Annotated in this window: 22 protein-coding genes and 1 other annotated feature; of the genes, 11 read left to right on the forward strand and 11 right to left on the reverse strand. The window is 43.1% G+C overall.

Going from position 1 to position 24,798, the window contains the following annotated elements; translation table 11 throughout:
- Nucleotides 1–70 precede the first annotated feature (70 nt).
- The 10 genes from C805_RS22590 to C805_RS0106755 form a co-directional block, all read right to left on the reverse strand.
- Nucleotides 71–847, reverse strand: coding sequence for a TatD family hydrolase (locus tag C805_RS22590; RefSeq protein ID WP_016216357.1), 777 nt, complete (start codon nt 845–847; stop codon nt 71–73).
- On the reverse strand, nt 844–2,475 hold the full coding sequence (locus tag C805_RS22595; protein ID WP_155957669.1) for a tetratricopeptide repeat-containing diguanylate cyclase: 1,632 nt from the start codon (nt 2,473–2,475) through the stop codon (nt 844–846). The genes C805_RS22590 and C805_RS22595 overlap by 4 nt, the downstream gene beginning before the upstream one ends.
- A gap of 74 nt (nt 2,476–2,549) precedes the next feature.
- The gene (gene metG, locus C805_RS22600; RefSeq protein ID WP_016216359.1) at nt 2,550–4,517 is read right to left on the reverse strand and encodes a methionine--tRNA ligase; all 1,968 of its coding nucleotides are present in this window, start codon (nt 4,515–4,517) and stop codon (nt 2,550–2,552) included.
- 187 nt (nt 4,518–4,704) lie between these two features.
- Nucleotides 4,705–4,972: a binding site (T-box leader), on the reverse strand.
- Nucleotides 4,973–5,016: 44 nt separating this feature from the next.
- Nucleotides 5,017–6,243 (reverse strand): MalY/PatB family protein, encoded by a 1,227-nt coding sequence (locus C805_RS22610; protein ID WP_016216361.1) that lies wholly within the window; start codon nt 6,241–6,243, stop codon nt 5,017–5,019.
- A gap of 71 nt (nt 6,244–6,314) precedes the next feature.
- Nucleotides 6,315–7,043, reverse strand: a complete 729-nt coding sequence (locus C805_RS22615; protein WP_016216362.1) for a type 1 glutamine amidotransferase — start codon at nt 7,041–7,043, stop codon at nt 6,315–6,317.
- Nucleotides 7,044–7,143: 100 nt separating this feature from the next.
- The gene (locus C805_RS22620; protein WP_016216363.1) at nt 7,144–8,247 is read right to left on the reverse strand and encodes a MurT ligase domain-containing protein; all 1,104 of its coding nucleotides are present in this window, start codon (nt 8,245–8,247) and stop codon (nt 7,144–7,146) included.
- Nucleotides 8,248–9,400: 1,153 nt separating this feature from the next.
- On the reverse strand, nt 9,401–9,619 hold the full coding sequence (locus C805_RS22625; RefSeq protein WP_016216364.1) for a hypothetical protein: 219 nt from the start codon (nt 9,617–9,619) through the stop codon (nt 9,401–9,403).
- Between the two features lie 77 nt (nt 9,620–9,696).
- Nucleotides 9,697–10,113, reverse strand: a complete 417-nt coding sequence (locus C805_RS22630) for a YjdF family protein (protein WP_016216365.1) — start codon at nt 10,111–10,113, stop codon at nt 9,697–9,699.
- Nucleotides 10,114–10,429: 316 nt separating this feature from the next.
- Nucleotides 10,430–10,687 (reverse strand): TfoX/Sxy family DNA transformation protein, encoded by a 258-nt coding sequence (locus C805_RS22635; protein WP_016216366.1) that lies wholly within the window; start codon nt 10,685–10,687, stop codon nt 10,430–10,432.
- A gap of 129 nt (nt 10,688–10,816) precedes the next feature.
- Complete coding sequence (locus C805_RS0106755) at nt 10,817–11,014, reverse strand: hypothetical protein (protein WP_022751439.1); 198 nt, start codon at nt 11,012–11,014, stop codon at nt 10,817–10,819.
- A 185-nt stretch (nt 11,015–11,199) separates the two neighbouring features.
- Between C805_RS0106755 and C805_RS0106760 the strand changes: the two genes are divergently transcribed.
- From C805_RS0106760 to C805_RS22685, 11 genes are all read left to right on the forward strand, one after another.
- Complete coding sequence (locus C805_RS0106760) at nt 11,200–12,501, forward strand: transposase (protein WP_022750937.1); 1,302 nt, start codon at nt 11,200–11,202, stop codon at nt 12,499–12,501.
- A gap of 1,360 nt (nt 12,502–13,861) precedes the next feature.
- Entirely contained in the window at nt 13,862–14,236 is a 375-nt protein-coding gene (locus C805_RS22640; protein WP_016216367.1) for a TnpV protein, read from the forward strand.
- A 182-nt stretch (nt 14,237–14,418) separates the two neighbouring features.
- Complete coding sequence (locus C805_RS22645; RefSeq protein WP_016216368.1) at nt 14,419–15,129, forward strand: TetR/AcrR family transcriptional regulator; 711 nt, start codon at nt 14,419–14,421, stop codon at nt 15,127–15,129.
- Nucleotides 15,126–16,379, forward strand: a complete 1,254-nt coding sequence (locus C805_RS22650; protein ID WP_016216369.1) for an MFS transporter — start codon at nt 15,126–15,128, stop codon at nt 16,377–16,379. The genes C805_RS22645 and C805_RS22650 overlap by 4 nt, the downstream gene beginning before the upstream one ends.
- Nucleotides 16,376–16,564 (forward strand): cysteine-rich KTR domain-containing protein, encoded by a 189-nt coding sequence (locus tag C805_RS22655; protein ID WP_016216370.1) that lies wholly within the window; start codon nt 16,376–16,378, stop codon nt 16,562–16,564. The genes C805_RS22650 and C805_RS22655 overlap by 4 nt, the downstream gene beginning before the upstream one ends.
- 237 nt (nt 16,565–16,801) lie before the next feature.
- A complete protein-coding gene (locus C805_RS22660; RefSeq protein ID WP_016216371.1) occupies nt 16,802–17,284 on the forward strand; it encodes a helix-turn-helix domain-containing protein in 483 nt (160 codons plus the stop codon).
- A gap of 606 nt (nt 17,285–17,890) precedes the next feature.
- The gene (locus C805_RS22665; RefSeq protein ID WP_016216372.1) at nt 17,891–18,316 is read left to right on the forward strand and encodes an RNA polymerase sigma factor; all 426 of its coding nucleotides are present in this window, start codon (nt 17,891–17,893) and stop codon (nt 18,314–18,316) included.
- 634 nt (nt 18,317–18,950) lie between these two features.
- The gene (locus C805_RS22670) at nt 18,951–19,307 is read left to right on the forward strand and encodes a plasmid mobilization protein (protein WP_016216373.1); all 357 of its coding nucleotides are present in this window, start codon (nt 18,951–18,953) and stop codon (nt 19,305–19,307) included.
- Nucleotide 19,308: 1 nt separating this feature from the next.
- A complete protein-coding gene (locus tag C805_RS22675; RefSeq protein ID WP_016216374.1) occupies nt 19,309–20,673 on the forward strand; it encodes a relaxase/mobilization nuclease domain-containing protein in 1,365 nt (454 codons plus the stop codon).
- Complete coding sequence (locus C805_RS22680; RefSeq protein WP_016216375.1) at nt 20,670–20,933, forward strand: transposon-encoded TnpW family protein; 264 nt, start codon at nt 20,670–20,672, stop codon at nt 20,931–20,933. The genes C805_RS22675 and C805_RS22680 overlap by 4 nt, the downstream gene beginning before the upstream one ends.
- Before the next feature lie 117 nt (nt 20,934–21,050).
- Nucleotides 21,051–22,718 carry a recombinase family protein gene (locus C805_RS22685; RefSeq protein WP_016216376.1) on the forward strand — a complete coding sequence of 556 codons (1,668 nt, stop codon included), beginning with the start codon at nt 21,051–21,053 and terminating at the stop codon, nt 22,716–22,718.
- Between the two features lie 582 nt (nt 22,719–23,300).
- On the opposite strand, the gene lysS is transcribed toward C805_RS22685, so the two are convergent.
- Entirely contained in the window at nt 23,301–24,791 is a 1,491-nt protein-coding gene (gene lysS / locus C805_RS22690) for a lysine--tRNA ligase (RefSeq protein WP_016216377.1), read from the reverse strand.
- Nucleotides 24,792–24,798 lie beyond the last annotated feature (7 nt).

Here is a 24,798-nt window from a genome sequence, read left to right on the forward strand (position 1 = left end):
ACTGTATATGTTTATATATACAGTATATGCACAGATATGTCAATACTTTATTCAGATATTCCAAAAAGTTTTATTTTACTTTGGAAAACAGTCTCCGGGCATTTTCTCTGGCAGCAGCTATCACTTCTTCACTGGTAATTCCCCGCAGTTCTGCAATTACCTGAGCCACATAAGGCAGATTCAGAGAAGAATTCCGTTTTCCCCGCTCCGGTTCCGGAGACAGATACGGGCAATCCGTTTCCAGCAGAATATGTTCCAGGGGGATAACAGCTGCGGTTTCCTTTAATTTCCTGGCATTCTTAAAGGTTATCACTCCGCCGATTCCAATGTAATAGCCCATTCTGATATATTCCATGGCCTGTTCCGGCGAATAGGAAAAGCAGTGTATCACCCCCGGTATCTGCTCTCCGTGAATGCCCTGCACCAGTTTCAGCGTATCTTCTGCCGCCTCTCTGGAATGAATGATCACCGGCAGTTCCTGTTCCCTGGCCAGCTCCATCTGCCGGCAGAACCAGTAACGCTGATTTCGCCTGGCCTCATCCTCTTTTTCCCAGTAATAGTCCAGGCCAATCTCTCCCACAGCCACAACTTTAGGCTGGCTGCACCTTTCCCTCATCCATTCATATACTTCTTCATTCAGGTCGCCAATCTCGCTGGGATGGATGCCAACAGCCCCGTATACAAAGGGATATTCCTCTGTAAGGGCAAGGGTTTTTTTCACCCCTTCCAGGTCAGAGCCTACATTTATAATGGTTTCAATCCCATGTTCCTCCATGGATAACAGCAGTTCCTTCCGGTCAGGGTCAAATCTTCTGTCATCATAATGGGCATGACTTTCAAATATCATAATATCACACTTTCTGCATTATCTTCAATTTTGTGTATCAGGCAGATACTGTTTTTCTGTTTCCGCTTCACGTTATACAGAGCTCCGTCTGCAGCATAGAGAAAATCCCACATCCTGTTCTGATGTGTGGGAACGCTGTTTCGGATTCCCTGTGATACCGTTACATACTCTGACACCTGAGAACCTTTATGCTCTATCTTCAGTTCCGAAATTCTCTGCCTCAGTTCACCGGCCAGCGTCAGAATTTCCTTATCGGTTTTCCCGTAATAGATAATAATAAATTCGTCGCCGCCATATCTGGCGCAAAAGATATCCCTGTCCCGCTCCATCAGTTCTTTTAAAATTGCACCGATTTTCTGCAGGCAGTTATCACCTGCCTGATGGCCATATGTGTCATTATACTGTTTGAAGTAATCCACATCAAAAATTTCAATGGAGAGGCGCTCCTGATTTTCACTGGCTTTGTCAAATATCTTTCCTGCAAAATCATTGAGCTTATAACGGTTGGGCAGCCCTGTCAGGGCATCCTTCTCGGAACGCTCCTGCAGTTCTTTCTTTTCCTTTATCAGAGTTTCCTCTTTCAGACGGGCTTCTTTCAGGCTGAACCGCAGCCTGGTGGAATGATGAATCACTCCCACATTTTCTTCTTTCAGAATCTTTCCGTCCTCATAAAGGCTGGCGCAGGATTCCAGATACTTTTCCCGCTGTCCGGTATTCCTGTAATACTCCGCCTGCCGGCGCAGCAGCTCCATCCGCAGATTGGTGATGCCTGTTTCTTTTACCAGGATTTCCAGCCCTGGAAAAATTCTCTCCAGTTCCTGATACTTTTCAATTTCCAGAAGAAAATCCAGAAAATCGAAAACATCCTCATGGCTGTCCATAATAATCTGGAGATTTTCCAGTTTCTGAATCAGATGTTCGATGTATCGGTCCCGCTCCTTAAGGCTTCCCTGTGCATGACGTATCCTGGCAGAAAGCCCCAGAGCCATAAATAAATCAATCCCTGATTCTTCCGTTTCCCCAATCTCACGGATTTTTTCTTCATACTCCACAGCTTCCTCCAGGTTTTTCTGAAACAGGCTGCATCTTCCCAGTGCGGCGTATGTGTTGGCCAGATTTCCTCTTCCGAAAAATTCCTGCCTGTAATTCAGGAAAATATTCCGGGCTTTTTTCAGGTACCGGATGGCGGAGTCAAACTCTCCAAATCCCATATACAGACGTCCGATATTACTGGTAACCAGAGCTGTCTCATAGGGACAGTCATATTTTTCCCCATAAGACAGCGCTGTAATATACTGATCCAGTGCAACTGTGGTGTTCCCCCGGTTAAAAGCATCAATTCCCATCACGTTATGGGAACGTATCAGCAGGTCCCACTGGGAGGCTTTCCGCTGGTTTACAATACTTTCTGCCAGACACAGCATCAGATTCTGATGATCGTTCAGGCAGAGATAGCTTTCTGCCAGATAATAATAAGCAAAACCGAGAAGATACGGGTCACTCATCTCTTTTCCAATGTCCACCAGCCTGCGGCAGCTTTCCATGTAGGGCTCTCCTCTCTCGTAGCGGAGCTCCATCATTTCCTCTGCCTGCGCCTGAATTTCTTTCCCGTAATTTGTAAAATCCATCCTTTTGTTCCTCCGTAACAGCCCGTCCCTGGGCTGCCCGATTTTCTGTTCCCGCAAAAGGGCCTGACTCCTGTCTAACAGATTTCCGCGCCGGAAGGCATGTTCTTTTCAGGCGTTACCAGTGCCAGTTCCCCATTTTCATTCTCTGCACAGAGCAGCATTCCTTCGGATAATACACCTGCCAGTTTTGCCGGTTTCAGATTTACCAGTACCATGACTTTCTTTCCCACCATCTCTTCCGGAGAATAGTATTTCCGGATACCGGACACAATCTGTTTTACCTGGCTTCCGATACGCACCTGAGAACAGAGAAGTTTTTTGGATTTGGCTACTGCTTCACAGGCGATAATCTCTCCCACCTGGAACTGCATTTTCATAAAATCATCGTATTCAATTTCTGCTTTCGGTTCCAGATCTATCCCGGCTTCTTCCGGTTCCGGCTCCGATTCCTGAATTTCCGGATACAGTTCTTCCACTTTTGCCAGTACCTCCTCCGGCTTCATCCGCTCAAACAGGATTTCCGGCTGAGAAGTTACCTTTGTTCCGCTTCCATAATGGCCGAAACTGCCCAGTTCTTCAAAGGGCACTTCAAAAGCATTTAACTGGGACAGAATTTTCTCCGAGGTTTCCGGCATAAAACTTTTTAACAGGCTGGCGCCAATGGTGATACTCTCCACCAGATTATACAGAACCGTGGCAAGGCGCGGTCTGGAGGCCTCCTCTTTTGCCAGAATCCAGGGAGTTGTCTCGTCTATATATTTGTTGCAGCGTTTAAACAGATTGAAAATTTCCGTCAGAGCATCTGCCACACGCAGTTTATTCATTTTGGCTGTAACTTTGTCCACAGCACCTGTAACCACCCGTTTCAGGTCTTCGTCCACGTCTTCCGCCACATTTTCATTGGTGACGATTCCGTCAAAATATTTATTGCTCATGGAAACCGTGCGGTTTACCAGATTTCCCAGGGTATTTGCCAGGTCGGAGTTGCGCCGCTCCGTCACCAGCTCCCAGGAAATCACTCCGTCATTTTCAAAGGGCATTTCATGGAGCAGGAAATAACGGATGGCGTCCACGCCGAAAATCTCCGTCATTTCGTCGGCATAAAGGACATTTCCCTTGGATTTGCTCATTTTTCCGTCTCCCTGCAGCAGCCAGGGATGGCCGAAAATCTGTTTCGGCAGGGGCAGATCCAGAGCCATCAGGAAAATCGGCCAGTAAATCGTATGGAAACGAATAATGTCTTTTCCAATCAGATGGAGTTCCGCCGGCCAGTTCTTTTTGAATAATTCACTGGAATTTCCTTCTGCGTCATACCCGATTTTTGTGATATAGTTGCTCAGTGCATCCAGCCACACATAAACCACATGTCCGGGGTCAAAATCCACCGGGATTCCCCAGCTGAAAGAAGTTCTGGATACGCATAAATCCTGAAGGCCCGGCAGCAGGAAATTGTTCATCATCTCATTTTTCCTGGATACAGGCTGAATAAATTCAGGATGGGTGTTAATGTGCTCAATCAGACGATCGGCATATTTGCTCATCTTAAAGAAATAAGCCTCTTCTCTGGCCGGCTGCACTTCTCCGCCGCAATCCGGACATTTCCCATCCACAAGCTGGGATTCTGTCCAGAAAGATTCACAGGGGGTACAGTACAGCCCTTCGTAAGCGCTTTTGTAAATATCTCCCTGTTCATAGAGTTTTTTGAAAATTCTGGCCACCTGTTCTTCGTGGTCTTTGTCAGTGGTACGCACAAAACTGTCGTAGGAGGAATTCATCAAATCCCAGATTTCTTTTACCTTTCCTGCCACCTGGTCCACATATTCTTTGGGCGTAATGCCGGCTTCTTCTGCCTTAATCTGGATTTTCTGCCCATGTTCATCCGTTCCGGTCTGAAAGTAAACGTCATATCCTTCCTGACGCTTAAATCTTGCAATGCTGTCTGCCAGTACAATCTCGTAGGTATTTCCAATATGGGGTTTCCCGGATGTATAGGCAATGGCTGTTGTCATGTAATATTTCCCTTTGGTGCATTTTGTACACATATTATCTGCCTCCTTAAATTACTGTAATGCAAATGCGCCGCGTATTTTCCAGCGTGTGGGGTTTGCTGCGCCATTTGCGGTGCGTCAGAGCATACGCATAATTATTTTTCTCTTATAGGAAAATACTTTCACGCGTTAGCGTGACAAGGTCTTTCCTGTAGAATAAAATAGCCGCCTTCTGTATCAGTCAGAAGGCGGTTTTCCGCGGTACCACTTCTTTTCGCCCTTTTTTCACAAAAAGGACCTTGGTAAGTATCATATACTTTTCGCTGTAACAGGCGAACCCGTCACTGCCTGTTCGTATTTCCGCATCCTCGGTCTTCGCCGGGCCGGAAAACATCGTTCGGCAATGCCACTCCAAAGCCATCTTCTGCATAACCTCCTGCGTTCCCTTTCACCAGCCGGAACTCTCTGTATCATTCCTTTATGCATACTCTCTTTTTCACAGTGTTTGGTTTGTTTATATTTTATCAAAGACTATCACAGAACCGCCATAAAGTCAAGAAAAATGACGGTTCTGTGAAAACACATACCGGTTCAGCCGCTCAAAGGCTTCCTCTACTCTCTCAAAGGGCAGTGCCAGATTCATACGGACAGAACAGGTTCCATGAAACATTCTTCCGTCCTGCCAGGCAACTCCCACCTTCCATCCCGCTTTCAGCACCTCGTCAACAGTGGTTCCATGTTCCTGGCACCACCGGGAACAGTTCGGGAACAGCATATAGGTCCCTTCCGGTTTACTTACCTGCACCCCTGGAAAATGCTCCTCCATATAATTGCAGGCATAGTTTACATTTGTGCTCAGTACCTGCCGCAGCTCGTCCACCCATTCCTGCCCTTCCGGCTTATATGCCCCAATCAGCGCATGCATGGAAAGGACGTTCATGCTGTTGTAGTGGGATTTACTGCCCTGGGCCCGCACCCGGTCCTGCAGATACCGGTTATAAATAATATGATAGCTGCCCACCAGTCCAGCCAGATTGAAGGTTTTGCTGGGCGCATAGACCGCCACCGTGCGGTTCCTGGCGTCCTCGCTGACTGACTGGGTGGGAATGTGCGTGTGATGATTCAGAATAATGTCCGACCAGATTTCATCTGAAATTACCAGGCAGTCATTTTTCCGGTAAACTTCCATGGCCTGCTCCAACTCCCACCGTTCCCAGACCCGGCCGCAGGGATTGTGGGGACTGCAGAACACTGCCACATGAATCTGATGTTCCTTCAGTTTTCTGTCCATGTCCTCATAATCCATACGCCAGATATGATTTTCATCCTGTTTCAGGGGACTGTGGATGATTCTGTAACCATTGTTTTCAATACTGCCTGTAAATCCAATATAAGTGGGGCTGTGCAGAAGAACTTTATCCCCCGGAGCCGCGAAAGCATTCAGGCAGGACACCACGCATCCCAGAACACCGTTTTCATACCCGATGTTTTCCGGCTTCAGGCCCGTTACACCGTTTCTGCTTTCCTGCCACCGGATAATGGACTGAAAGTATTCGTCAGTGGGGATAAAATAACCGAATGCCGGATGTTTCACCCGCTCTGTTATGGCCTCCTGCACTGTGGGGACTGTTGGAAAATTCATATCTGCCACCCACATGGGAATAGCGTCAAAACCATCTTCCGGTGCTGCCGGAGCACCGCTCATCTCCGTTCCCAGTGCGTCCACTGCAATGGCATCTCTGCCATGACGGTCCATGACAGAAGTAAAATCGTACTTCATGACTGTTTCCTCCGTATGTTATTTATTCTGTCATATATTTTATCACACACCGGCGGTTTCGCACATGGTTTTCAAAAATATTTTGAAGTAAGACGCTGCACCATATAGTGATTGGCTCTGTACTCCGGCTCGTCGGAAAGTTCCGGCAGTTTTATGGTTCCCCGGTATTTGCGGGCCAGCGCCCGTTCCAGCAGAAAATCGCAGAGTTCCGGATTTTTAGGCAGCAGCGGCCCATGGAGATATGTGCCCATTACATTTTTATAAAGGACGCCTTCCCACCCGCAGTTTTCCCGGTTGCCATGGCCGCAGATTACCCGTCCCAGAGGCTGATATTTCTCCGCAAATGTCCGCCCGCCGTGATTTTCAAATCCCACAACAGGATTTAAACAGAGGGGGCTGTCTAATATAATATCACCGGTAAGGCGCCCTGGTTCCCATTCCGTATAAATGTCCAGAATATTCAGTCCCTCAATTCTGTCCCTTTCGGTTTTATAATATTTTCCCAGAAGCTGATAACCTCCGCAAACCGCCAGTACCACACCTGCATCTTCCACATAATCCCGAAAATTCTTTTCTTCTTTTTTCAGATACCGGCAGGCAAGCGCCTGTTCCCGGTCTGAGCCTCCGCCCAGCAGAACAATATCCATGCCTGTAAAATCCACCCTTTCACCGGAGCAGACAGCCTTCACCTGCACCTTGATCCCTCTCCATTCCAGCCGCTTTCTGAGGCAGCATATATTTCCCCGGTCACCGTAAAGATTCAGCAAATCCGGATATAAATGTCCAATGGTCAGTTTCATGGCGTCGCTTCTCCTCTCTTTTGTCTGCTTCCTGTTTCCCGGTCAGAAATACGCTGCAGCCTGCGCAGCATACGGTTGGCAGACAGCAAACCGGAATAATTTAAAATAATATAAATATATCCTTTCCATCCTGGGAACCGTCATTAATCTGGATAATAATATCTTTCGGCTTTCTGTCTTTGAGCATCATGGATATTTTCTGCTGGAACCCAACGGGATTTTTGGCCAGATAAAGTATTACCTGCGCGCCATTAATCTGAAAACTCCCTTCCCGGCTGTTTCCATAATCGAAGGTTTCCACTGCCCTGCGGAACCCGTGTACCGGAGCTCCCAGTGCCTTTAGACCCGCATAAGCCGAAAGGGTATTATACACATTATAGGGGCCGCTGGCCTGAGACTGTATGGGAATTCCTCCAATCCGAAACCGGTAACGTCCTTTTTCAAACCGTACCTCCTCTGCTGTATAATCCGGCAGGGGCCGCTTCCAGCCGCAGCCTGGACAGCGGTAAATTCCCAGCTGTCCATAATGGAAAAAGTCATATTCCAGTTTTTCCCCGCAAAAATGGCAGAAGGTACTTTCCCGGATTTTTGGATTGGAACTGTGGTCAAACATTTTTTCATTAATCCCGTAAGTTACCAGTCTGCGGCCGCATTTTCCGGCCAGAGTCCAGGAGAGAAAATCATCTCCGTTTACAATAAGGACTTCCTCCGATACCTCCGAAAGAGCTGTCCGGATTCTGTCACAGATGGTATCAATTTCCCCATATCGGTCTATCTGGTCCCGGAAAATATTGGTAAGAAGCACACAGCCCGGCTGCAGCAGGGGCAAAATCTGCACAGATGCAAATTCGTCCACTTCAATACAGGCATAATCAATGTCCAGTTCTCCTTTTCTGTCAGCGGCCAGAACAAATGCCGAAATTACCCCGTTCAGCATATTTGCCCCGGTTCGGTTCGTAAGCACTTTTTTTCCTTCACTTCTCAGCACATGGCAGAGAATACCGGTGGTTGTGGTTTTTCCATTGGTTCCCATTACCGCAATGATCCCGCACCGGACTTTCTTCGCCATGGAAGGCAGAATATTCGGGTCAATCAGCCCCGCCGCATATCCTGGTATGGTACTCCCATCCTTTCTGGTCAGTCCGCGAATCAGCATACTTATACTTTTTGCGCACAGAATTGCCAGTTTTTCCCGCAGTCTCATGATATATGGCTTATCCTTTCCTGCAATGATATCGGATTATAACAATTCTTTCTCCAGGCTCTCTGAAGACAATATCATTTCACAAGTATAACTGACTTTCAATATAACCACCCTTAAGATTTTTATACCTGGTTTTGCAGATATTTTCTCGCTTTCGCGTGACAGGATCTTTCCTGTAGAAGAACAAAGCGGACAGGTCCGCAGGGGCTCCCTGAATCCCTCACTCATGAGGAAGCTGAACGGTTTGCTGCGCCGAGTGCGGTCGCTTTAGCGACATAATACAATTTGCACGAGTGTGCATATTTATTTTTCCAAAAAACCACAAAAAAATCCTTGCAGACAAGACCATATTCCTGTAATATAGTCTACAAATCTGTAAAAAAAACAGGAGTGCCGAAGCACCCCCATTTCCTAAAACCTCTTGCAAAATCCGCAGTGTTGGTTTATAATCATCTTAGAAGCCGAAGGATATTAGCGTGTCCGACGGTTGCACAATCGGAAACTTATAAAGCGTAAAAAATACGGATTACAAGGCTATCCTCTATGGCAGTAGTAGAAGATAGCCTTTTCCGTTACTTGCGGTTGTTTCTGTTGTCTAAGTATGTTAATACTGCGAAAATGACCAACAGCAGTGTAAGTATCTCAAGTGTGTTCATACCGACCCCCTTTCCGTTTCCAGAAAGGACAACCGCAGACTATCCCTACCTGCTCTAATCTGACTGTTTGCACTGAAAAGTACGGAAAACTGCCACCATGCGTCCATACATTGCCTTGTGTATAAATTCTCTGTTATCCGGAAAAACCGTCCTGAATCTATGAATAACAGGGATAAATCATGGAAAACCGTTACAAAACAACAAAATGGTTTCTTTACTTCCTCCATGGAAAATTTATAGTGCTTCATGTGCTGCGTTCCGCTTTTAGCAGTGCATCCAGATTGTGCCAGAATTTCCTGCGAAAACCATAAAAATCACTTGCCCGATCGAAATACGCCCCCAGCTTACAATCAAACTCCCTATAACTATAACATAATCGTTAAATATTTGATTGCTTTTTAAGGGTTTTCGTAGCTATAATATTGATATTTTATGCCGTATTTACAGTTTCAAAGCAAACAGGTATCATACGGGTATCACAAATAATATAAACATAATCATTTTTGTTTTGTTACTTTTGTTTCCACTACAGTTCCATTTGGATATTGTGTTGCACTATATTTGGAATTTCCATTATCCTTTTGTACTTTAACTACTCGACGATTAGAATCAGTAATACGTGCTTCTAATCTATCCCCCGGATTGGTTAAAATTCCCGATTTTCCAACAATCTCACCATCATCTTTTTTACCAAATATACTTAATAAATTTTTCATATTCCCCCTTGTTCAAAAACATAAACATGGTGCTAACACCATGTGAATACTACGCCTGAAGAAAAGTCAGGGTGGTACTATCTACCCCTATGCTTCTCTTTCCTTTTCTGCTGTTTCAGTTCAAACTGCCGCTGTTTCTCCGCTTCCCGTTGTTCCCGGCTCACAGTCTTGCGTTCAGTTTTCAACTGCTCCTGCTGTAATTTCAAAGCCTGTTGTGATTTTGTTCCTATCCCGATATTCTGCACCTGTTTCCGTACTGCACGTTGTACCCGTTTAGGATTGCGACTTGTTTCTTTTACGTCAGTTACCACAGCCGGACTAAATCTTAACTGATAGTAATTTTTCAGAATGAACTCATAAACCTCATAATCTTTTGGTTCTGCCCCGAATGTAATCTTACACACAGATAGCTTTCCATCTGATACACGTTCAAACACTCCCACCCAAAACGGTTCTTCAAAAAATACTGTCAATTTTCCCGATACTTTGTCCATGACAATTCCTCCTAAAATAATTGTGATGAACAAAGAACGGACGACCCTAAGGAGGGAGGGCTACTTACACCATAATGATGCGACTGGACTACCTACCAGTTCTACAAGATTGCCTTGCGTTGTGTTTTTATCTTTGCCCCTGTATATTACCACATAATCTCCTGTTTTTTAATAAAATGTGGCAATCCGCCTGATATTGCAAACTGCCACATTACTACCTTTCCCTTAACTGCATTGACTTACATGGTGCTGGCACCATGATAAAATCATCACTAAAGAAAAATATCATTTCTCTTACAAATAGGAATCAGCCTTATTATTTCTTTAGAAAGTCGCTAAACTCCTTTAATTCCTTTTTCGTATCTTCTGAAAGTCTGTTAAATTCTGTATCATGAATTGCTCCCTCCAATGTATATAAATGTACCAGACACACATTCGGATATTTCTGCTTTAGCTTAAGAAATGCGTCTTTTGCACCTATCTCAATAAGTTGTTCGGACGATTCAATACAAACAGATATTAACTTTCTCTCCATTTCTTTACCAATATTCAGCATTGATGTTAATTTTGACATTTTTATCACCAACGTTCTATGTTTTATTTATCTTTAAAAGTTCTTCATTTATGACCTTGATTATACCACTTCCGCTCTCTATTTGCCACCATAAAACAAGGACACAGCAACCGCCATGCCCCACACTTTTTATCGGTCCAATGACTTTTCAATCTTCTGTTTCTGCCCTTTCAAGTCATTCTGCTTTTCATACAGATTATTACGCTCTTTGCAGAGTTCTTTCATACGCTCCAACTGCGCTCGTACTCCTTCCCGGCAATCCGGCTCTATCTTTTTATATTCCCCGGTCAGATTGCGGATTGTATTATTGTTTTCCCATAAGGCCATAGGACTTGCTTTTTATGACAGACAGGATTAAGCCACTCCTTTTATAATTTAATCATAGCCATGAGCAAAACTCCACACATTCAGTATTTATGCGGATTTGCGAGGCATGGCAACCTCTTTTATCACTCCCAGAACCTTTGGTTCTGTATTTATAGTAACAACCAGCTCCAGATGGTATAATTAAGTTGCCAAAACAAATTCACCGAAAGGAGCTGATTGCTATCTACCGTCAACAAATCATTCAAGACATCCGTCTTTTTACCTCTCAACCTGTTGCTAAATTTTATGATTCCCTTTTCCTGAATCTTGATCTGTCTTTCGTTCAGGAATACCCAAAAACGGGACGTAAAGGTTTTTCCAACCACGCCATGATTTGTGCCTTCATTGTCATGAAATGTGAAGGCTTCCCCATGATTACTGACCTTGTCGATTATCTCAACAACAATCTTCTCATTGCCCATTACTGCGGCTTTGATATTTCCCTGCCGCTTCCTTCATACTGGACTTTTGACCGCTTCCTGAAAGATTTTGACCATTCCATTCTTTCCTACATTATGCAGTCACAGGTTCTTTCCCTTGCTGCAGATGGCATCATAGATACCTCCTTCATAGGACTGGATTCCACCCCTGTTTCTGCCAATACATCACAGAACAATCCCAAGTCTTTCCTCTCTAACAAATTCCAGCCTGACAACCAGCCAAAAGCAGATAAGCACTGTAAACTCGGTGTACACACAGCTTCCAACCAGACTAACGAAAAGAAATATGAATTCTACTGGGGTTACAAAAACCATGTCCTCGTAGACTGCATCTCCGGTCTCCCTATTTATGAAATGACCACAACTGCTGAAGTGGCAGATTCCACAGTCGCTCTTGATATCCTTGCTGGCACTCATGCTTTCCTTCCTGTTACAGAGTGTACCTTTCTTGCTGACAAAGGCTATGATGTAAAAAAGATTTACAACCAGGTCAAAGAGCTCTATGACGGGGAATGCATCATACCATTAAACAAACGTAATACGAAAAATCCCAAACTTCTTCCTCAGGGAAATCCCATCTGTGAAGCAGGACTTGCCATGTGGAAGGATGGTAAATTTTCTGATAGAAATCGCACCCGCCAAAAGTTCTGCTGTCCATTAAAGTCATCCAAAGATGCTGACTGCCCATGCCATCACAAAAACTTTTATAATGGCAAAAAGCATCGTGGCTGTACCAGATACATTACAATTGCGGACGACCTGCGGCTTTCCATCGACAGGAACAGCAGGTATTTTAAAAGCAGCTATTTTCTCCGCACGGAATGTGAACGTTACAATTCCCGCTTCAAAAACACGGGGCAGGAACGGATGTGGGTAAGAAACAAATCCTCCGTTGCAAACCTAAACACACTTGCCCATATCAGTCTTTTGGCTGTTGCCATTGCTGCAGTTACTGGCAATTCCGGTCAATCCTACCGCAAGCTAAAATCTTTAAAACGGACTGCCTGACTTTTGTAACTGAATACTCCCTGATTTTCGTAGGTTTTGGACTTACGTTAGCTTTGTTATGCCTAAAAAGCGTCTTCCCTCAACATTAAAAGTCTAACAGTCAAATCTCATCTTAAAATCAATGCGTTTTGCTCTTCTCTAAATTTAATCAGGCTGATGTTCCAGGCTTGTCTATAGGGGCAGGTTCTTTTATTTATTCTCAATCAACATATTCTTGGATTGTTCCAGTTCTTTTCGCTTCATCCCCCGTCATACTTTACTCCAATCCACACCACATTTAGGTGACTTCTTTATTTCCAATTCAATCCCCCTGTCCGTCACAAGTTCCTTCCTAATCTATTTAAAAATCAGAAAAATTTCTTGCAGACAAGACCGTTTTCCTGTCATCATAAACTCATATCATTTTAATATAATCTACAAATTCGCAAAAAAACAGGAGTGCCGAAGCACCCCCATTTCCTGAACCCTCTTGCAAAATTCGCAGTGTTGGTTTATAATCATCTTAGAACCCGAAGGATATTGGAACGTCCGACGGTTGTACAATCGGAAACTTATAATACGTTAAAAATCAACGGATTACAGGCTATCCCCTATTGCAGTAGAGGATAGCCTTTTCCGTTACTTGCGGTTGTTTCTGTTGTCTAAGTATGTTAATGCTGCGAAAATGACCAACAGCAGTGTAAATATCTCAAGTGTGTTCATACCGACCTCCTTCCGTTTCCAGAAAGGACAACTGCAGACTATCCCTACTCGTTCTAATCTGATTAAGAGAATTATAGCACGTTATGTCGAATAATGCTATAAAGATTAGGGTGTCAAAAACACCTTTGGTGCTACGCTCATGGCTTCCAGTTTTAGTGAATACTTAAAAATTGATATGTCCTATTTCATAAAACATCGTGATTCTGTGGCGAAACACTTTTCTCCAAGTATTGCAAATCATTTTAGTTTGGTAAAAATGATATGAGTTTACATAATGCTTGAACACAACAATCACGCTTTTACTTTCGCCATTAGCACAAATAATTTATTTCATTTATCTGTGTATTATTTTTGTTTGATATGTATTGGAAATGATTCAATTGATATTTCAAAAACTATGCTTGTTAAACAATGTAAATGTTGCGGCTCATATTTTTTAACAAGTCAAAGTCGGAAAAATATTGTGAATATTGTAGTCCTCAAAAGGCATGGAACAAAAGAAATAGATAGTATATAATTACTCTTATTAGTGCATTCATTTAAAAAAGACTACCAGCAACGGAGGAAACGTCATAAGGAAGTCGATTTCCTTATATTTTGTAAACAGCCAGAATGATTGAATTGTAGGCAAATTCAAATCACACGGAGGAATTACAAAATGAACGAATCATTATTTAAACAGTTAGGCGGTACTTATCACGAAGAAAATGAATATTTTATTCCAGATTTGCGATTGCCCGCCGAAGAAGAACAGCCGATAGGCGCATGGGGACAGCGGCATCTGGACTATCTGAAGCAATATTGCAAAGTTACATACACCAATCTTCTTACAAGCGGCAAGCTGAATGCTTATCTTATCAGCATTGACAGACAGGCGCAGGAACGCTTTGAAAGGCTCATTGAGGACATGAAACAGGCACAAGGCATAACAGAACAGTTAAAGGCTGAAAACGCCTTAGAATGGGTAGGACATTTAGGCAACATAAGAGCTTGTGCAAGGGAGATTGTAAACAAGGAAATTATTTTTGCATAAGTGGACAAAAGCGACAGGGAGAAATCTCTGTCGCTTTTTAAATGTCAAGAATTTTGTGTATTTTACAAATAAGTGATTTCTGCGTTATGACAAATTATGGCTATTGCAAAAATTTAAGAATTGTGCTAAAATAGTTATTGACTTATAGTCAATAACTAAATACAAAGGAGGTGCAATAACATTTGGCTAGACCTGTAAAAAAGACACCAGAACAATGGAAAAAGGAAATACTAGATGCAGCACAGAAACTGTTTATCTCCAAAGGGTACGAAGAAACTTCGGTTTCTGACATTATGGACATGGTAGGCGGAGCAAAAGGAATGTTTTACCGTTGTTTTCAAAGCAAAGAGGAAGTAATGTACGCATTAGGCAATCAGATGTTTTTCGAGGACAACCCATTTGAAGCAGTCAATGGGAGGGAGGACTTGAACGGTCTGCAAAAAATCTGGCTGTTGCTTACACTGAATCAGTCGGACGCTGAACGAAACCAGATAAATATGCAGGCAGTCCCGATTTTGAAAGACCCGCACATTTTAGCGGCGGCAGTTGCAGAAAACAGGCGTGTATTAACTCCCTTGTGGTTGGAATTGTTGGAAGAGGGAAAAAGGGACGGTTCTATCAAGACGGAATACACAAAGGAGCTTTCCGAGCTTTTGCCGCTTATCAACTTCTGGCTCATGCCCTCGGTATTCCCTGCAACAGAGGAAGAACTGTATCATAAATATCATTTTGTGAAGGAAGTATTAGCCTATATGGGACTGCCACTTTATGATGATGATACGACAACATTTACAGAAAAATTTATCACTGATATTACAGAAACACCCTGCGGGCATACTTCTATGCCAGAAAATGCAGGAAAAATCAATGAAAAAGGAGGGAATCAGCCATGACAGAAAAATTATTTACCAAAAATTTCACGCTCCTTATTTTAGGGCAGCTAACCTCATTGTTTGGAAATTTTATATTGAAACTGGCACTGTCCATGTATGTACTGGAAGCAACTGGTTCGGCAGCTATATTTGCAGGGATATTGTCTGCTGCTACAATCCCGACTATTCTTTTGTCACCGCTTGGTGGCATCTTGGCGGACAGGGCAGACAGACGGAATGTTATGGTGGCGTTAGACGTATTGACTGGCGTATCAGTTTTATGTGCGGCGCTATTCATCTCGGAAAACAATGCCATTGCTGTAATCAGTACGTTGCTTATTATTCTTTCTATTTTGGGTGCGTTTGAAACGCCTACTGTTCAAGCGTGTATTCCCACTATGTTACAAGGTGACAATATTATGAAAGGAAATGCCGTTGTAAATCAAGTGGCATCTTTATCCTATCTGATTGCTCCTATGTTGGGCGGCGTATTGTATGCCATGCTTGGGCTAAAACCCGTAATGTATGCGAGCGTTGTCTGTTTTTTTATTACTGCCCTGTTTGAATGTTTTATAAAATTGAGCTATCAGCGTATTCAAAATCAAGGCGGTGTGCTTCAGATTGTTAAGCAGGATTTTTTATCAAGTATGCAGTATATTACAAAAGAACAGACCAGCATATCAAAGATGTTGCTCTTAACGGCATTATCAAGGTTTTTTGTGATGGGCATTACCATAGTCGGACTTCCATTTCTTGTGCGGACTGTCCTCGGATTTAATCCAAAATATTATGGGGCAGCGGAAAGTGCGTTGGCAGTCGCTACAATCTTAGGGAGCATTGCCGCAGGGGTTTTGGCAGAGAAATTGAAAATACATAAATTATCTGTCCTGCTTGCAACTCTTGGTATTTTCATTATCCCTGCCGGCATTGTTTTCCTTTTGCCAGTAAATGTTATTATAAAGTATGGAGTTACGGTTGTATCATTTTGCGGTATGCAGGCTATTATCAGTATATTTTCTATTTTTGCTGTTTCAATCATACAGCAGAGGACGCCAAATCATTTAATAGGAAAAGTGATGGCTTATACATCAACGGTTACTTTGTGCGTCCAGCCCATAGGACAAATCGTGTATGGTTTTTTGTTTGACAGATTTTACAGTGCCGTATATTTTGTCTTAATCCCGACTGGCATCATAGTTTGCATTGTAGGATTATCTGCAATGAGCTTCTTTAAGAACATGGAAAGGGAACAGCAGGAGGTGTCAGCATGAAGCAGGAAAAGTGGCTATTGTGTCCTGTATGCGGAAACAAGACGAGATTGAAATTGCGTGAAGATACGGTACTTGAGAAATTCCCTTTATTTTGCCCAAAATGTAAACAGGAAACTCTTATAAATGTCCGACAAATGAATATATCTGTTATCAGAGAGCCAGACGCACAGACGCAGAGCCGATGAACTTGTGAAATAAAATCACAGTTTGTTGGCTCTGTTTTTGCTTATGCAGACAGTCAAGATTTTTCATTTTGCTGCTCTATCTTACAATACATAGAAAGTCAACGATAAGCTGAATACAGACAAGACATCCATCGAAATAAGGTAAATGGCAGCAACTGCTAATTGCTTTTTGGCACTTTTCAAGCTCTTTATTTTTCTATAAGGTCATTTTATAATAGAAAAAAGGAGGAAATTTTTATGAATACAAACATCATTTCAAAATATTTGCAATTACTGCGAAAAAAACATAACTTTACACAAGACGAATTAGCAAAAAGGTTGGATATATCCAGACAAGCTGTTTCAAAATGGGAAACGGGAGCAGCTATTCCAGATTTAGAGGTTCTGTTAAAAATATCTAAGCTTTACGGAATTACAATAAATGATATTTTAGAGCCGAATATACCGACTAAAAAAATAACTGATTTTGAACAATTATCAAGAGTTCCAGAAAACGAATTAAGAGATATACTGGAACAATATGATATGACATCACTTGTGACAGCTTCAATGGGGGCATCTCCAGAAATAAATAATTTGCTGGAAAAATTATTTCCAGATGTAGATTATAAAATGGAAAGAAACCGTATTGGCAGAGTTAGAATTGATGAAGTTGAAAGAATACAACAGGAAATAGTCTCTGTCATAAATTTACGAGCTTTAGATAGTGAACTTTTATAAAATTATAAGTCAAGAAATGAAGTAATATGCCAAAAGGTAAACGAGCAATCTTGAAAAGCAAGAAATTTGAAATAGAAGTTATTAAAGAGCCAGACACATAGATGCAGAGCCGATAAACATGTGAGTTAATATCATAGTCTGTCGGTTCTCTTTCATTTCATAAGGTTTTAAAGCAACCGCCCACCAAATAAAAAAACGGCGTGTGGTGGGCGATTTTGCTATGCCCAAAAGACTTAACAGACACTCTCCAGACCTGTTTTTGAAGTTTGGAGGTTTTTTATGTTCTTTTTTCGGGCAGTAATCTATCTGCTCATGCAACGCAGATTTGACTTATACATAGCATATCGGGGATTGGCAGGAAGCCAGTTAAAAAAATTATCCCCGACCATGCAAGGCTACTTCTCACCATGCAACCAGAAGTAGAATCTCAACTCAACAGAATATGTATCTCCTATAACCGTAGAGGTCACAGAACCTTTGCGGTTTTTCTTTTGTCGTTTTTTATCGTAATGTGCCGAGGGGGTGTTTCCGCTGTTGGCTGCCGTTCGCCGCCTATCCAATCTGGATTTTAGCATTTTCAAAAATTTCAGATTGGAGGAAAAAAGAATGGCATACAACAACGGACGGGAGAACAGGAAATGGCTTATCTGGAAAGAAGCCGAGGAAAAAATATTGCGGGAACATGGAATTGATGAAAATACCATTGAACAAATCCGCACAGACGACAGGGCAGACTTCAATTCTAACAGACGGTTTTACCATTGGACAAGCGACTTTGGCGAATACCTTGAGGGGATGGCAGACAAAGAACGGCATACAGAGGTAAAGACGGTTGCTGATTTACTGGACGAGATTGAGGACGAAACTCTGTATTGGGCATTGCTTGCGGTGGACAGGCGTACCCTGCAAATCATCCTGCTGAAAATGCAGGGTTATTCCACAAAGGAAATTGCCCCGCTTGTTGGATTGACAACAGGGGCTATCTATGCAAGGCTAGACCATCTGCGGAAAAAGCTGCGGAAGATTTTATAACCAGCTAATATTTTCTGTTTTCTTATGGACTATTGGGTAAGGGATAAAATTCCCCTGCCCAATTTTCAAAATAGGTGAATAAAATTTCTGTCCACAGGGAATACTAAAAAATTTACCCAAAATCTTGACATGGGTACAGCCACTATGGTATTCTAAAATACCCATGAGGGAATTGGAAGATTGAAAATTAAATAGCACATAAATGTAAGAATGAAATGTCAGCCAACGGACAAGACTGACCGCCGCCGAAAGTATGTTGCCCTTTTCGGTTGGTGTATGGCAGCATGGTTTTGAATCTCAAAGCCGTTACATAGCATTGCGAATCCGAGCAGGAGAAAACACTCCTGTCGTTCGTGGTGCGGTGTAGCGGCTTTTTCATTTATCCAAAAGTCAAGAGAAATCAAATCCAGAACGGAGGTGCAGGGACATAGGATTTTCTTTTCGGAGGGTAAGACAGGTATGGAAGAATGCTGTTACAAAGAAAAATGCTCTGCGGCGTTGTCCACAGAGATAGCGAGCATCGGATTGTGTCAGCCACAATCCCAATCCATGCCGCTTGCGGGCATGGACTAACTCAGGGGACAGCCCCTGAATACCCCGAAGAAAGGAATTTAAGACTGGAGGATTAAGGAAAATGAGCAGAGAAAAATCAGAAAAGGACGCACGGAATGTCCCGATTACCGTCCGATTGAACGAGGAAGAACATGAAAAATTAAAGCAGTGCGCCGCCGCCTGCGGTCTGTCCGCAGCAGAATTTATGCGCCAGTTATGCAAGGGAAACTCCCCGCAGCCACAGCCTAAAACCGAGTTTTGGGAACTGTTAAACAAGCTCTATGAAGTGCATGACGCTTTCAAAAAGTGTGTTCCCGACTATCCAACCGCCGCCGAAATCTGTAAGGAGATTGAGGATTTTATCTTAGAACTGCAACAAAAAACAACTCTCCCACAACGATTTAACGTAGAAGAATTGACAGAACAGGGGGCGGTCTGATATGGCGGTAACAAGCCTATGGCATGTCAAAGGGAGCATAAAAGACGTGATTGACTATATAGAAAACCCAGAAAAGACCGTGCCGAATCAAGATATGCAGGATTTTTTTGACGTGTTCTTCTATGTGAAAAATCCGTTAAAAACAAATGAGGGCGAGTATGTTTCCGCAATCAACTGTCTGAAAGAAACAGCATTACAGCAGATGATTTTGACAAAAAAACAGTACCAAAAGACAGGCGGATATATCGCTTGGCACGGCTACCAGAGCTTCAAGCCAGACGAGGCAACGCCCGAACAGTGCCATGAAATCGGGTTGAAGCTAGCAAGGGAGATGTGGGGCGACAAGTACCAGATAATTGTTGCCACCCACCTTGACAAAGGACATCTGCATAATCATTTCTGCTTCAACTCCGTTTCTTATCTGGATGGGAGCAAATATAATTACTCAAAATCGGAGCAGAAACGGTTAAGGGAAGTGTCCGACCGCTTATGCCGAGAGTACGGTTTGTCGGTAATCGAAAACCCCAGGAAAGCCCCGTCAAGACCACTGTATCTGGACGAAAAGAACGGCAAGCCGACACGCTACAACGTCTATCGGGAGGATTTAAAAGAAGCAATCAACGGGAGCAGGGATTTACAGCACATGATGAAATACCTTGCCGACAAGGGATATGAAATTGATTTTTCGGGCAGCCATTGGAAAATGAAGCTGCCGCAGTACAGGCATTTCACAAGGTTAGACACGCTTGACGAGCGGCTGACTCCCGATTTCATACGGTCATGTTTAGGCGGGACTTCCCGATATGGAAACTACAAAGCAAGGATTTCCTACTCTCCCCATATGCCAGAGCAGTATAAAAACGCATGGAAGCCGCATCAGAAAACCACGGGAATCTTAGCGTTATATTACTACTGGTGCTATCAGTTAGGGATATTTCCCAAAGGCACGGACTACAAGCCGACAAGCCCGATGATGAAAGAGGAGCTTCGGAAACTGGATGAGATTACCGCACAGGTACGATATATGTCAAAGCATAATATCTCTACACTCTCCGACTTACACGCCGACAGGGAGAAAAACCAGACCGAAATGAATAAACTTATCGACTACCGCCAACACTTGCGGAACAAGGTACGCCGTGCTTTACCAGACGAAAAAGAAACACTCCGAGCGGAAAAACAGGGCGTGACGGAGCGGATAACGGAGCTTAGAAAGCATCTGAAATATGCAGACGGGATTGAGAAACGCTCCGCACACATTGACGACTGCTTAAACCAAATCCATGATACGATTGAAAATCAGCGGTTAAATCGGCAGAAACAGCCAATTAAAACAGACCGCAGGAGGGAGGAATTATTGCGATGAGTGAACCTATTGGCGGCACGGAAAAAGAAGAATTTTCAGAAGAAACTGCCATCCGTCAGATGATTGATGGGATTACGGACTGCCTTTCATCCATGACAAAAGAAGAACGGTTAGCATGGTTTCGCAAATCGCAATATCCTCATCCACTCAATTTTCAAAAAGAGATAGGCGGGACAATTTATACAGTCAATACTCACTTTAATGCAGAATCCAAAGAAAGCATAAAGGAAAAGGCGGAGCGTATTCTCCAAAAGCCATAAAGGAAAAGCAGCAGTTGAAATAAGATTAGGACTTTAAAGCGTTGAAGTATCATGGCAGATATGGTATGATAAGGACACCTACAATTCATATCATATCTGGCTGTGGAAAGGAGAACTATGAGCAATCAGTCAGATAAAATAACAGCTTTATACTGTCGCTTGAGCTGCGACGACGAGCAGGACGGACTTTCGGGCAGCATCAAAAACCAGCAATCCATACTTGAAAAATACGCAAAAGAAAACCGTTTCCGTAATCCCCGCCTCTTTGTTGACGATGGATTTTCGGGAGTGACATTCACCAGACCCGCATTTATGGAAATGATGGACTTAGCTGAACAAGGGAAAATCGGGACGATTATCGTCAAAGACCATTCAAGGCTTGGGCGTAACCGTCTTGTTGTCGGGCAGTTATTAGAAGAAGATTTTGAGCGTCTTGACGTACGCTATATCGCCATTATGGACAATATTGACACCGCCAAAGGCATCAGCGACCTCGTACCCATGCAGGATTTATTCAACGAATGGCACGCCAAGAACACAAGCCAAAAAGTTCGGAATGTAATACGCAATAAAGGAATGGCAGGCGTCCCCCTCACAAGCAACCCGCCCTATGGATATATGAAAAATCCAGAAAATCCAAAAGAATGGGTTATTGACGAGCCTGCGGCAAAGGTAGTCCGTCAGATTTTTGATATGTGTGTGGCAGGCTTTGGACCGACACAGATAGCAAAGAAACTGAAAGCCGCAGAGGTAATGACCCCGACAGAATATTGGGGCAGCATAGGGAGAAACCACAGTAAGCTTACTTCCATACCGTTTAACTGGCGTTCCAGTGTTGTCGCAGATATATTGTCAAGGCAGGAATATATTGGAGATACCGTCAATTTCTGTGGGTCGACAAAATCTTTTAAAAACAAGAAACGTGTGGTAAAGCCACAGGAAGAATGGAAGATATTCAAAAACACACATCCTGCCATCATTGATGAAGAAACCTTTGCGCTTGTGCAGGAATTAAGGGAACACCGCCGCAGACCAACCAGACATGGAATTATCAGTATGTTTTCAGGGCTTTTATACTGCGCTGACTGCGGCAAAAAATTGTATTACAGCGGGACAGGAAATTATAGGCGGGAACATGCAAACTTCTTCTGCTCAACCTACCGTAACCATTCCAATTTATGCTCTGCACATTATATCCGCGAAAAAATTGTTTCTGAAATCGTATTGGACAGTATGCAGCGGGTATTCTGGTATGTGCAAAGCTTTGAAAAAGACTTTGCCAGAAAGCAGATGGCGGCATTTGGCAAAGAAAAGAAAAAGGAGCTTTCCCGAAAGCGCAAAGAACTTACCGTAACAAAAAAACGTGTAAGCGAGATTGACCGCCTTATTCAGAAAATCTATGAGGATAATATAAACGGAAGAATCTCCGATGAACGCTTTGCCACCATGTCAGCCGCATTCGAGGAAGAACAACGGAAATTAAAAAATGCAATCCCAGACATGGAACAATACCTCGAAACCGAAACAAATAAAAGCGACAGTCTTCAACGGTTTATTGACAGAGTAAAAAATGTCACGCAGCTTACGGAATTATCGCCCGAAATCATACACGAATTTATTGAAAAAATTGTTGTGTCCAAACCAGAATATATTGAGGGTAAGCGTCACCAGAATTTAGATATTTACTACAACGGCGTTGGCATCATCAGAGAACCGTTACCAGAAGAAATGGAAAAATTATTTCAAGAGCATTTACAGAACACAAAATCCCCAAAGACTGCCTAACCATAGGTTATACTATCACACAACACGAGAATAATTATATGTAAAAATAAGACTTTGGGGCATCTTCCTTATGGAGCTTGCCCCACTGCTGATAGTCTTTTCTTACCTTGATAATGTTTCGTTGTAAATATATAAATTATGATTGTCTTTGCCCTTGCTCTATGGTAGAATACTCCACAAGGACAACCGTGTTGCAGGGTGGGCTGACCTCTCATTTTTACAGAATGGGGGTGATGCCTATGAAAAATCATTTTGATTTTAAGGATTTAATGACCTTTGGTCTTTTCCTTTTGGCATTGCTTACATTCGTTTTTACGTTTTGTAAGTAACCATACATAGAAAAACCACCCCTAAACTTTGACCGAGTACGGGGTGGATTTTTCTATTTCGCATTTTAGGGCAACCCACCTTGTGGGCGGTTGTTCCTTTTGTATTTCTAATATAACACGCCTTTCCTATTTTTTCAAGAAGAAAATCTTTTCCATTACAATTCCATATTCATGGAAAAATCATGGAAATATACGTCTTATACACTTTTATTACATTCAAGAAACACTGTATTTATAAGCATTTCAAGCCTTTTTACTTCTCAAGACTTTTCATCGTCGGGAACAACAGCACATCCCGAATCGCCGGCGAATTCGTCATCATCATCACCATCCGGTCAATCCCGAACCCGATTCCGCCAGTAGGCGGCATTCCGATATGCAGCGCATTCAGGAAATCCTCATCCGTATGGTTTGCCTCAGCGTCACCGGCGGCCAGAAGAGCCTCCTGGGCCTCAAAACGTTCCCGCTGGTCAATTGGGTCATTCAGTTCGGAATAGGCATTCGCCATCTCCCATCCGTTCATGAAAAACTCAAAACGTTCCACATACTCCGGATTCTCCGGTTTCTTCTTGGTTAAAGGTGAAATTTCAATGGGATGATCCATTACAAAAGTCGGCTGAATCAGATGATCCTCCACATATTCCTCGAAGAACAGATTCAGAATATCCCCTTTCCTGTGCCTGTCTTCATATTCAATATGATGTTCGTCTGCAAGTTTTTTAGCTTCCTCCGTGGTATGAATCTCATTGAAATCCACATTGGCATATTTCTTTACGGCATCCACCATGGTAATCCGCTCAAAGGGCTTTGACAAATCCATCTGATGTTCACCGTAAGTAAGGATTTCAGAGCCGGTCACTTCGTTTGCCACATAACGGTAAAGATTTTCGGTTAAGTCCATCATACCATGGTAATCCGTGTATGCCTGATAAAGCTCCATTAAGGTAAATTCCGGATTATGGCGGGTATCAAGGCCTTCGTTCCGGAATACACGTCCGATTTCATACACCCGCTCCATTCCGCCTACAATCAGTCTCTTTAAGTAAAGTTCCAGAGAAATGCGCAGTTTCAGGTCTTCATTTAAAGCATTAAAGTGAGTCTCAAAAGGCCTTGCGGCAGCTCCTCCTGCATTGCTTACCAACATGGGGGTCTCCACCTCCATAAAGCCCTGTCCATCCAGAAATTTACGGATACTGCTGAGAACTCTGGAGCGCTTCACAAAGGTGTCCTTTACCTCACTGTTCATAATCAGATCCACATACCGCTGACGGTAACGGATATCCGTATCTGTCAGGCCGTGAAATTTCTCCGGCAGAATCTGAAGGCTTTTGGAAAGAAGGGTCACTTCCTGGGCATGCACAGAGATTTCTCCGGTTTTGGTTTTGAAAACCTCTCCTTTGATTCCTAAAATATCGCCTACATCATATTTTTTGAAATCTTTGTAGCTGTCCTCTCCGATGCTGTCTCTGGCAACATATGCCTGAATATTTCCCTGTAAATCCTGTATGTTGCAGAAGGATGCCTTTCCCATAACGCGTTTGAACATCATTCTGCCTGCTATGCTTACCGTCTGCCCTTCCATGGAATCAAAATTATCTTTAATTTCCATGCTGTGGCCGGTAACATCATATTTTGTTATCTGAAAGGGATCTTTTCCATTTTCCTGCAAATCCTTTAATTTATCGCGGCGAACCTTCAATAACTGATTCAAATCCTGTTCTGCCGGCTGATTGTTCTGCGCCATTTTCTTT

Origin of the sequence: Eubacterium sp. 14-2 (genome assembly GCF_000403845.2) — a bacterium.
Lineage (GTDB): Bacteria > Bacillota > Clostridia > Lachnospirales > Lachnospiraceae > Petralouisia.

What these genes read in the sequence shown, in the direction of transcription:
- C805_RS22590 (WP_016216357.1), bottom strand. Translation starts at nt 847, where the DNA reads ATGATATTTGAAAGTCATGCCCATTATGATGACAGAAGATTTGACCCT.
- C805_RS22595 (WP_155957669.1), bottom strand. Translation starts at nt 2,475, where the DNA reads ATGGATTTTACAAATTACGGGAAAGAAATTCAGGCGCAGGCAGAGGAA.
- metG (WP_016216359.1), bottom strand. Translation starts at nt 4,517, where the DNA reads ATGTGTACAAAATGCACCAAAGGGAAATATTACATGACAACAGCCATT.
- C805_RS22610 (WP_016216361.1), bottom strand. Translation starts at nt 6,243, where the DNA reads ATGAAGTACGATTTTACTTCTGTCATGGACCGTCATGGCAGAGATGCC.
- C805_RS22615 (WP_016216362.1), bottom strand. Translation starts at nt 7,043, where the DNA reads ATGAAACTGACCATTGGACATTTATATCCGGATTTGCTGAATCTTTAC.
- C805_RS22620 (WP_016216363.1), bottom strand. Translation starts at nt 8,247, where the DNA reads ATGAGACTGCGGGAAAAACTGGCAATTCTGTGCGCAAAAAGTATAAGT.
- C805_RS22625 (WP_016216364.1), bottom strand. Translation starts at nt 9,619, where the DNA reads ATGAAAAATTTATTAAGTATATTTGGTAAAAAAGATGATGGTGAGATT.
- C805_RS22630 (WP_016216365.1), bottom strand. Translation starts at nt 10,113, where the DNA reads ATGGACAAAGTATCGGGAAAATTGACAGTATTTTTTGAAGAACCGTTT.
- C805_RS22635 (WP_016216366.1), bottom strand. Translation starts at nt 10,687, where the DNA reads ATGTCAAAATTAACATCAATGCTGAATATTGGTAAAGAAATGGAGAGA.
- C805_RS0106755 (WP_022751439.1), bottom strand. Translation starts at nt 11,014, where the DNA reads ATGGCCTTATGGGAAAACAATAATACAATCCGCAATCTGACCGGGGAA.
- C805_RS22640 (WP_016216367.1), top strand. Translation starts at nt 13,862, where the DNA reads ATGAACGAATCATTATTTAAACAGTTAGGCGGTACTTATCACGAAGAA.
- C805_RS22650 (WP_016216369.1), top strand. Translation starts at nt 15,126, where the DNA reads ATGACAGAAAAATTATTTACCAAAAATTTCACGCTCCTTATTTTAGGG.
- C805_RS22655 (WP_016216370.1), top strand. Translation starts at nt 16,376, where the DNA reads ATGAAGCAGGAAAAGTGGCTATTGTGTCCTGTATGCGGAAACAAGACG.
- C805_RS22660 (WP_016216371.1), top strand. Translation starts at nt 16,802, where the DNA reads ATGAATACAAACATCATTTCAAAATATTTGCAATTACTGCGAAAAAAA.
- C805_RS22665 (WP_016216372.1), top strand. Translation starts at nt 17,891, where the DNA reads ATGGCATACAACAACGGACGGGAGAACAGGAAATGGCTTATCTGGAAA.
- C805_RS22670 (WP_016216373.1), top strand. Translation starts at nt 18,951, where the DNA reads ATGAGCAGAGAAAAATCAGAAAAGGACGCACGGAATGTCCCGATTACC.
- C805_RS22675 (WP_016216374.1), top strand. Translation starts at nt 19,309, where the DNA reads ATGGCGGTAACAAGCCTATGGCATGTCAAAGGGAGCATAAAAGACGTG.
- C805_RS22680 (WP_016216375.1), top strand. Translation starts at nt 20,670, where the DNA reads ATGAGTGAACCTATTGGCGGCACGGAAAAAGAAGAATTTTCAGAAGAA.
- C805_RS22685 (WP_016216376.1), top strand. Translation starts at nt 21,051, where the DNA reads ATGAGCAATCAGTCAGATAAAATAACAGCTTTATACTGTCGCTTGAGC.
- lysS (WP_016216377.1), bottom strand. Translation starts at nt 24,791, where the DNA reads ATGGCGCAGAACAATCAGCCGGCAGAACAGGATTTGAATCAGTTATTG.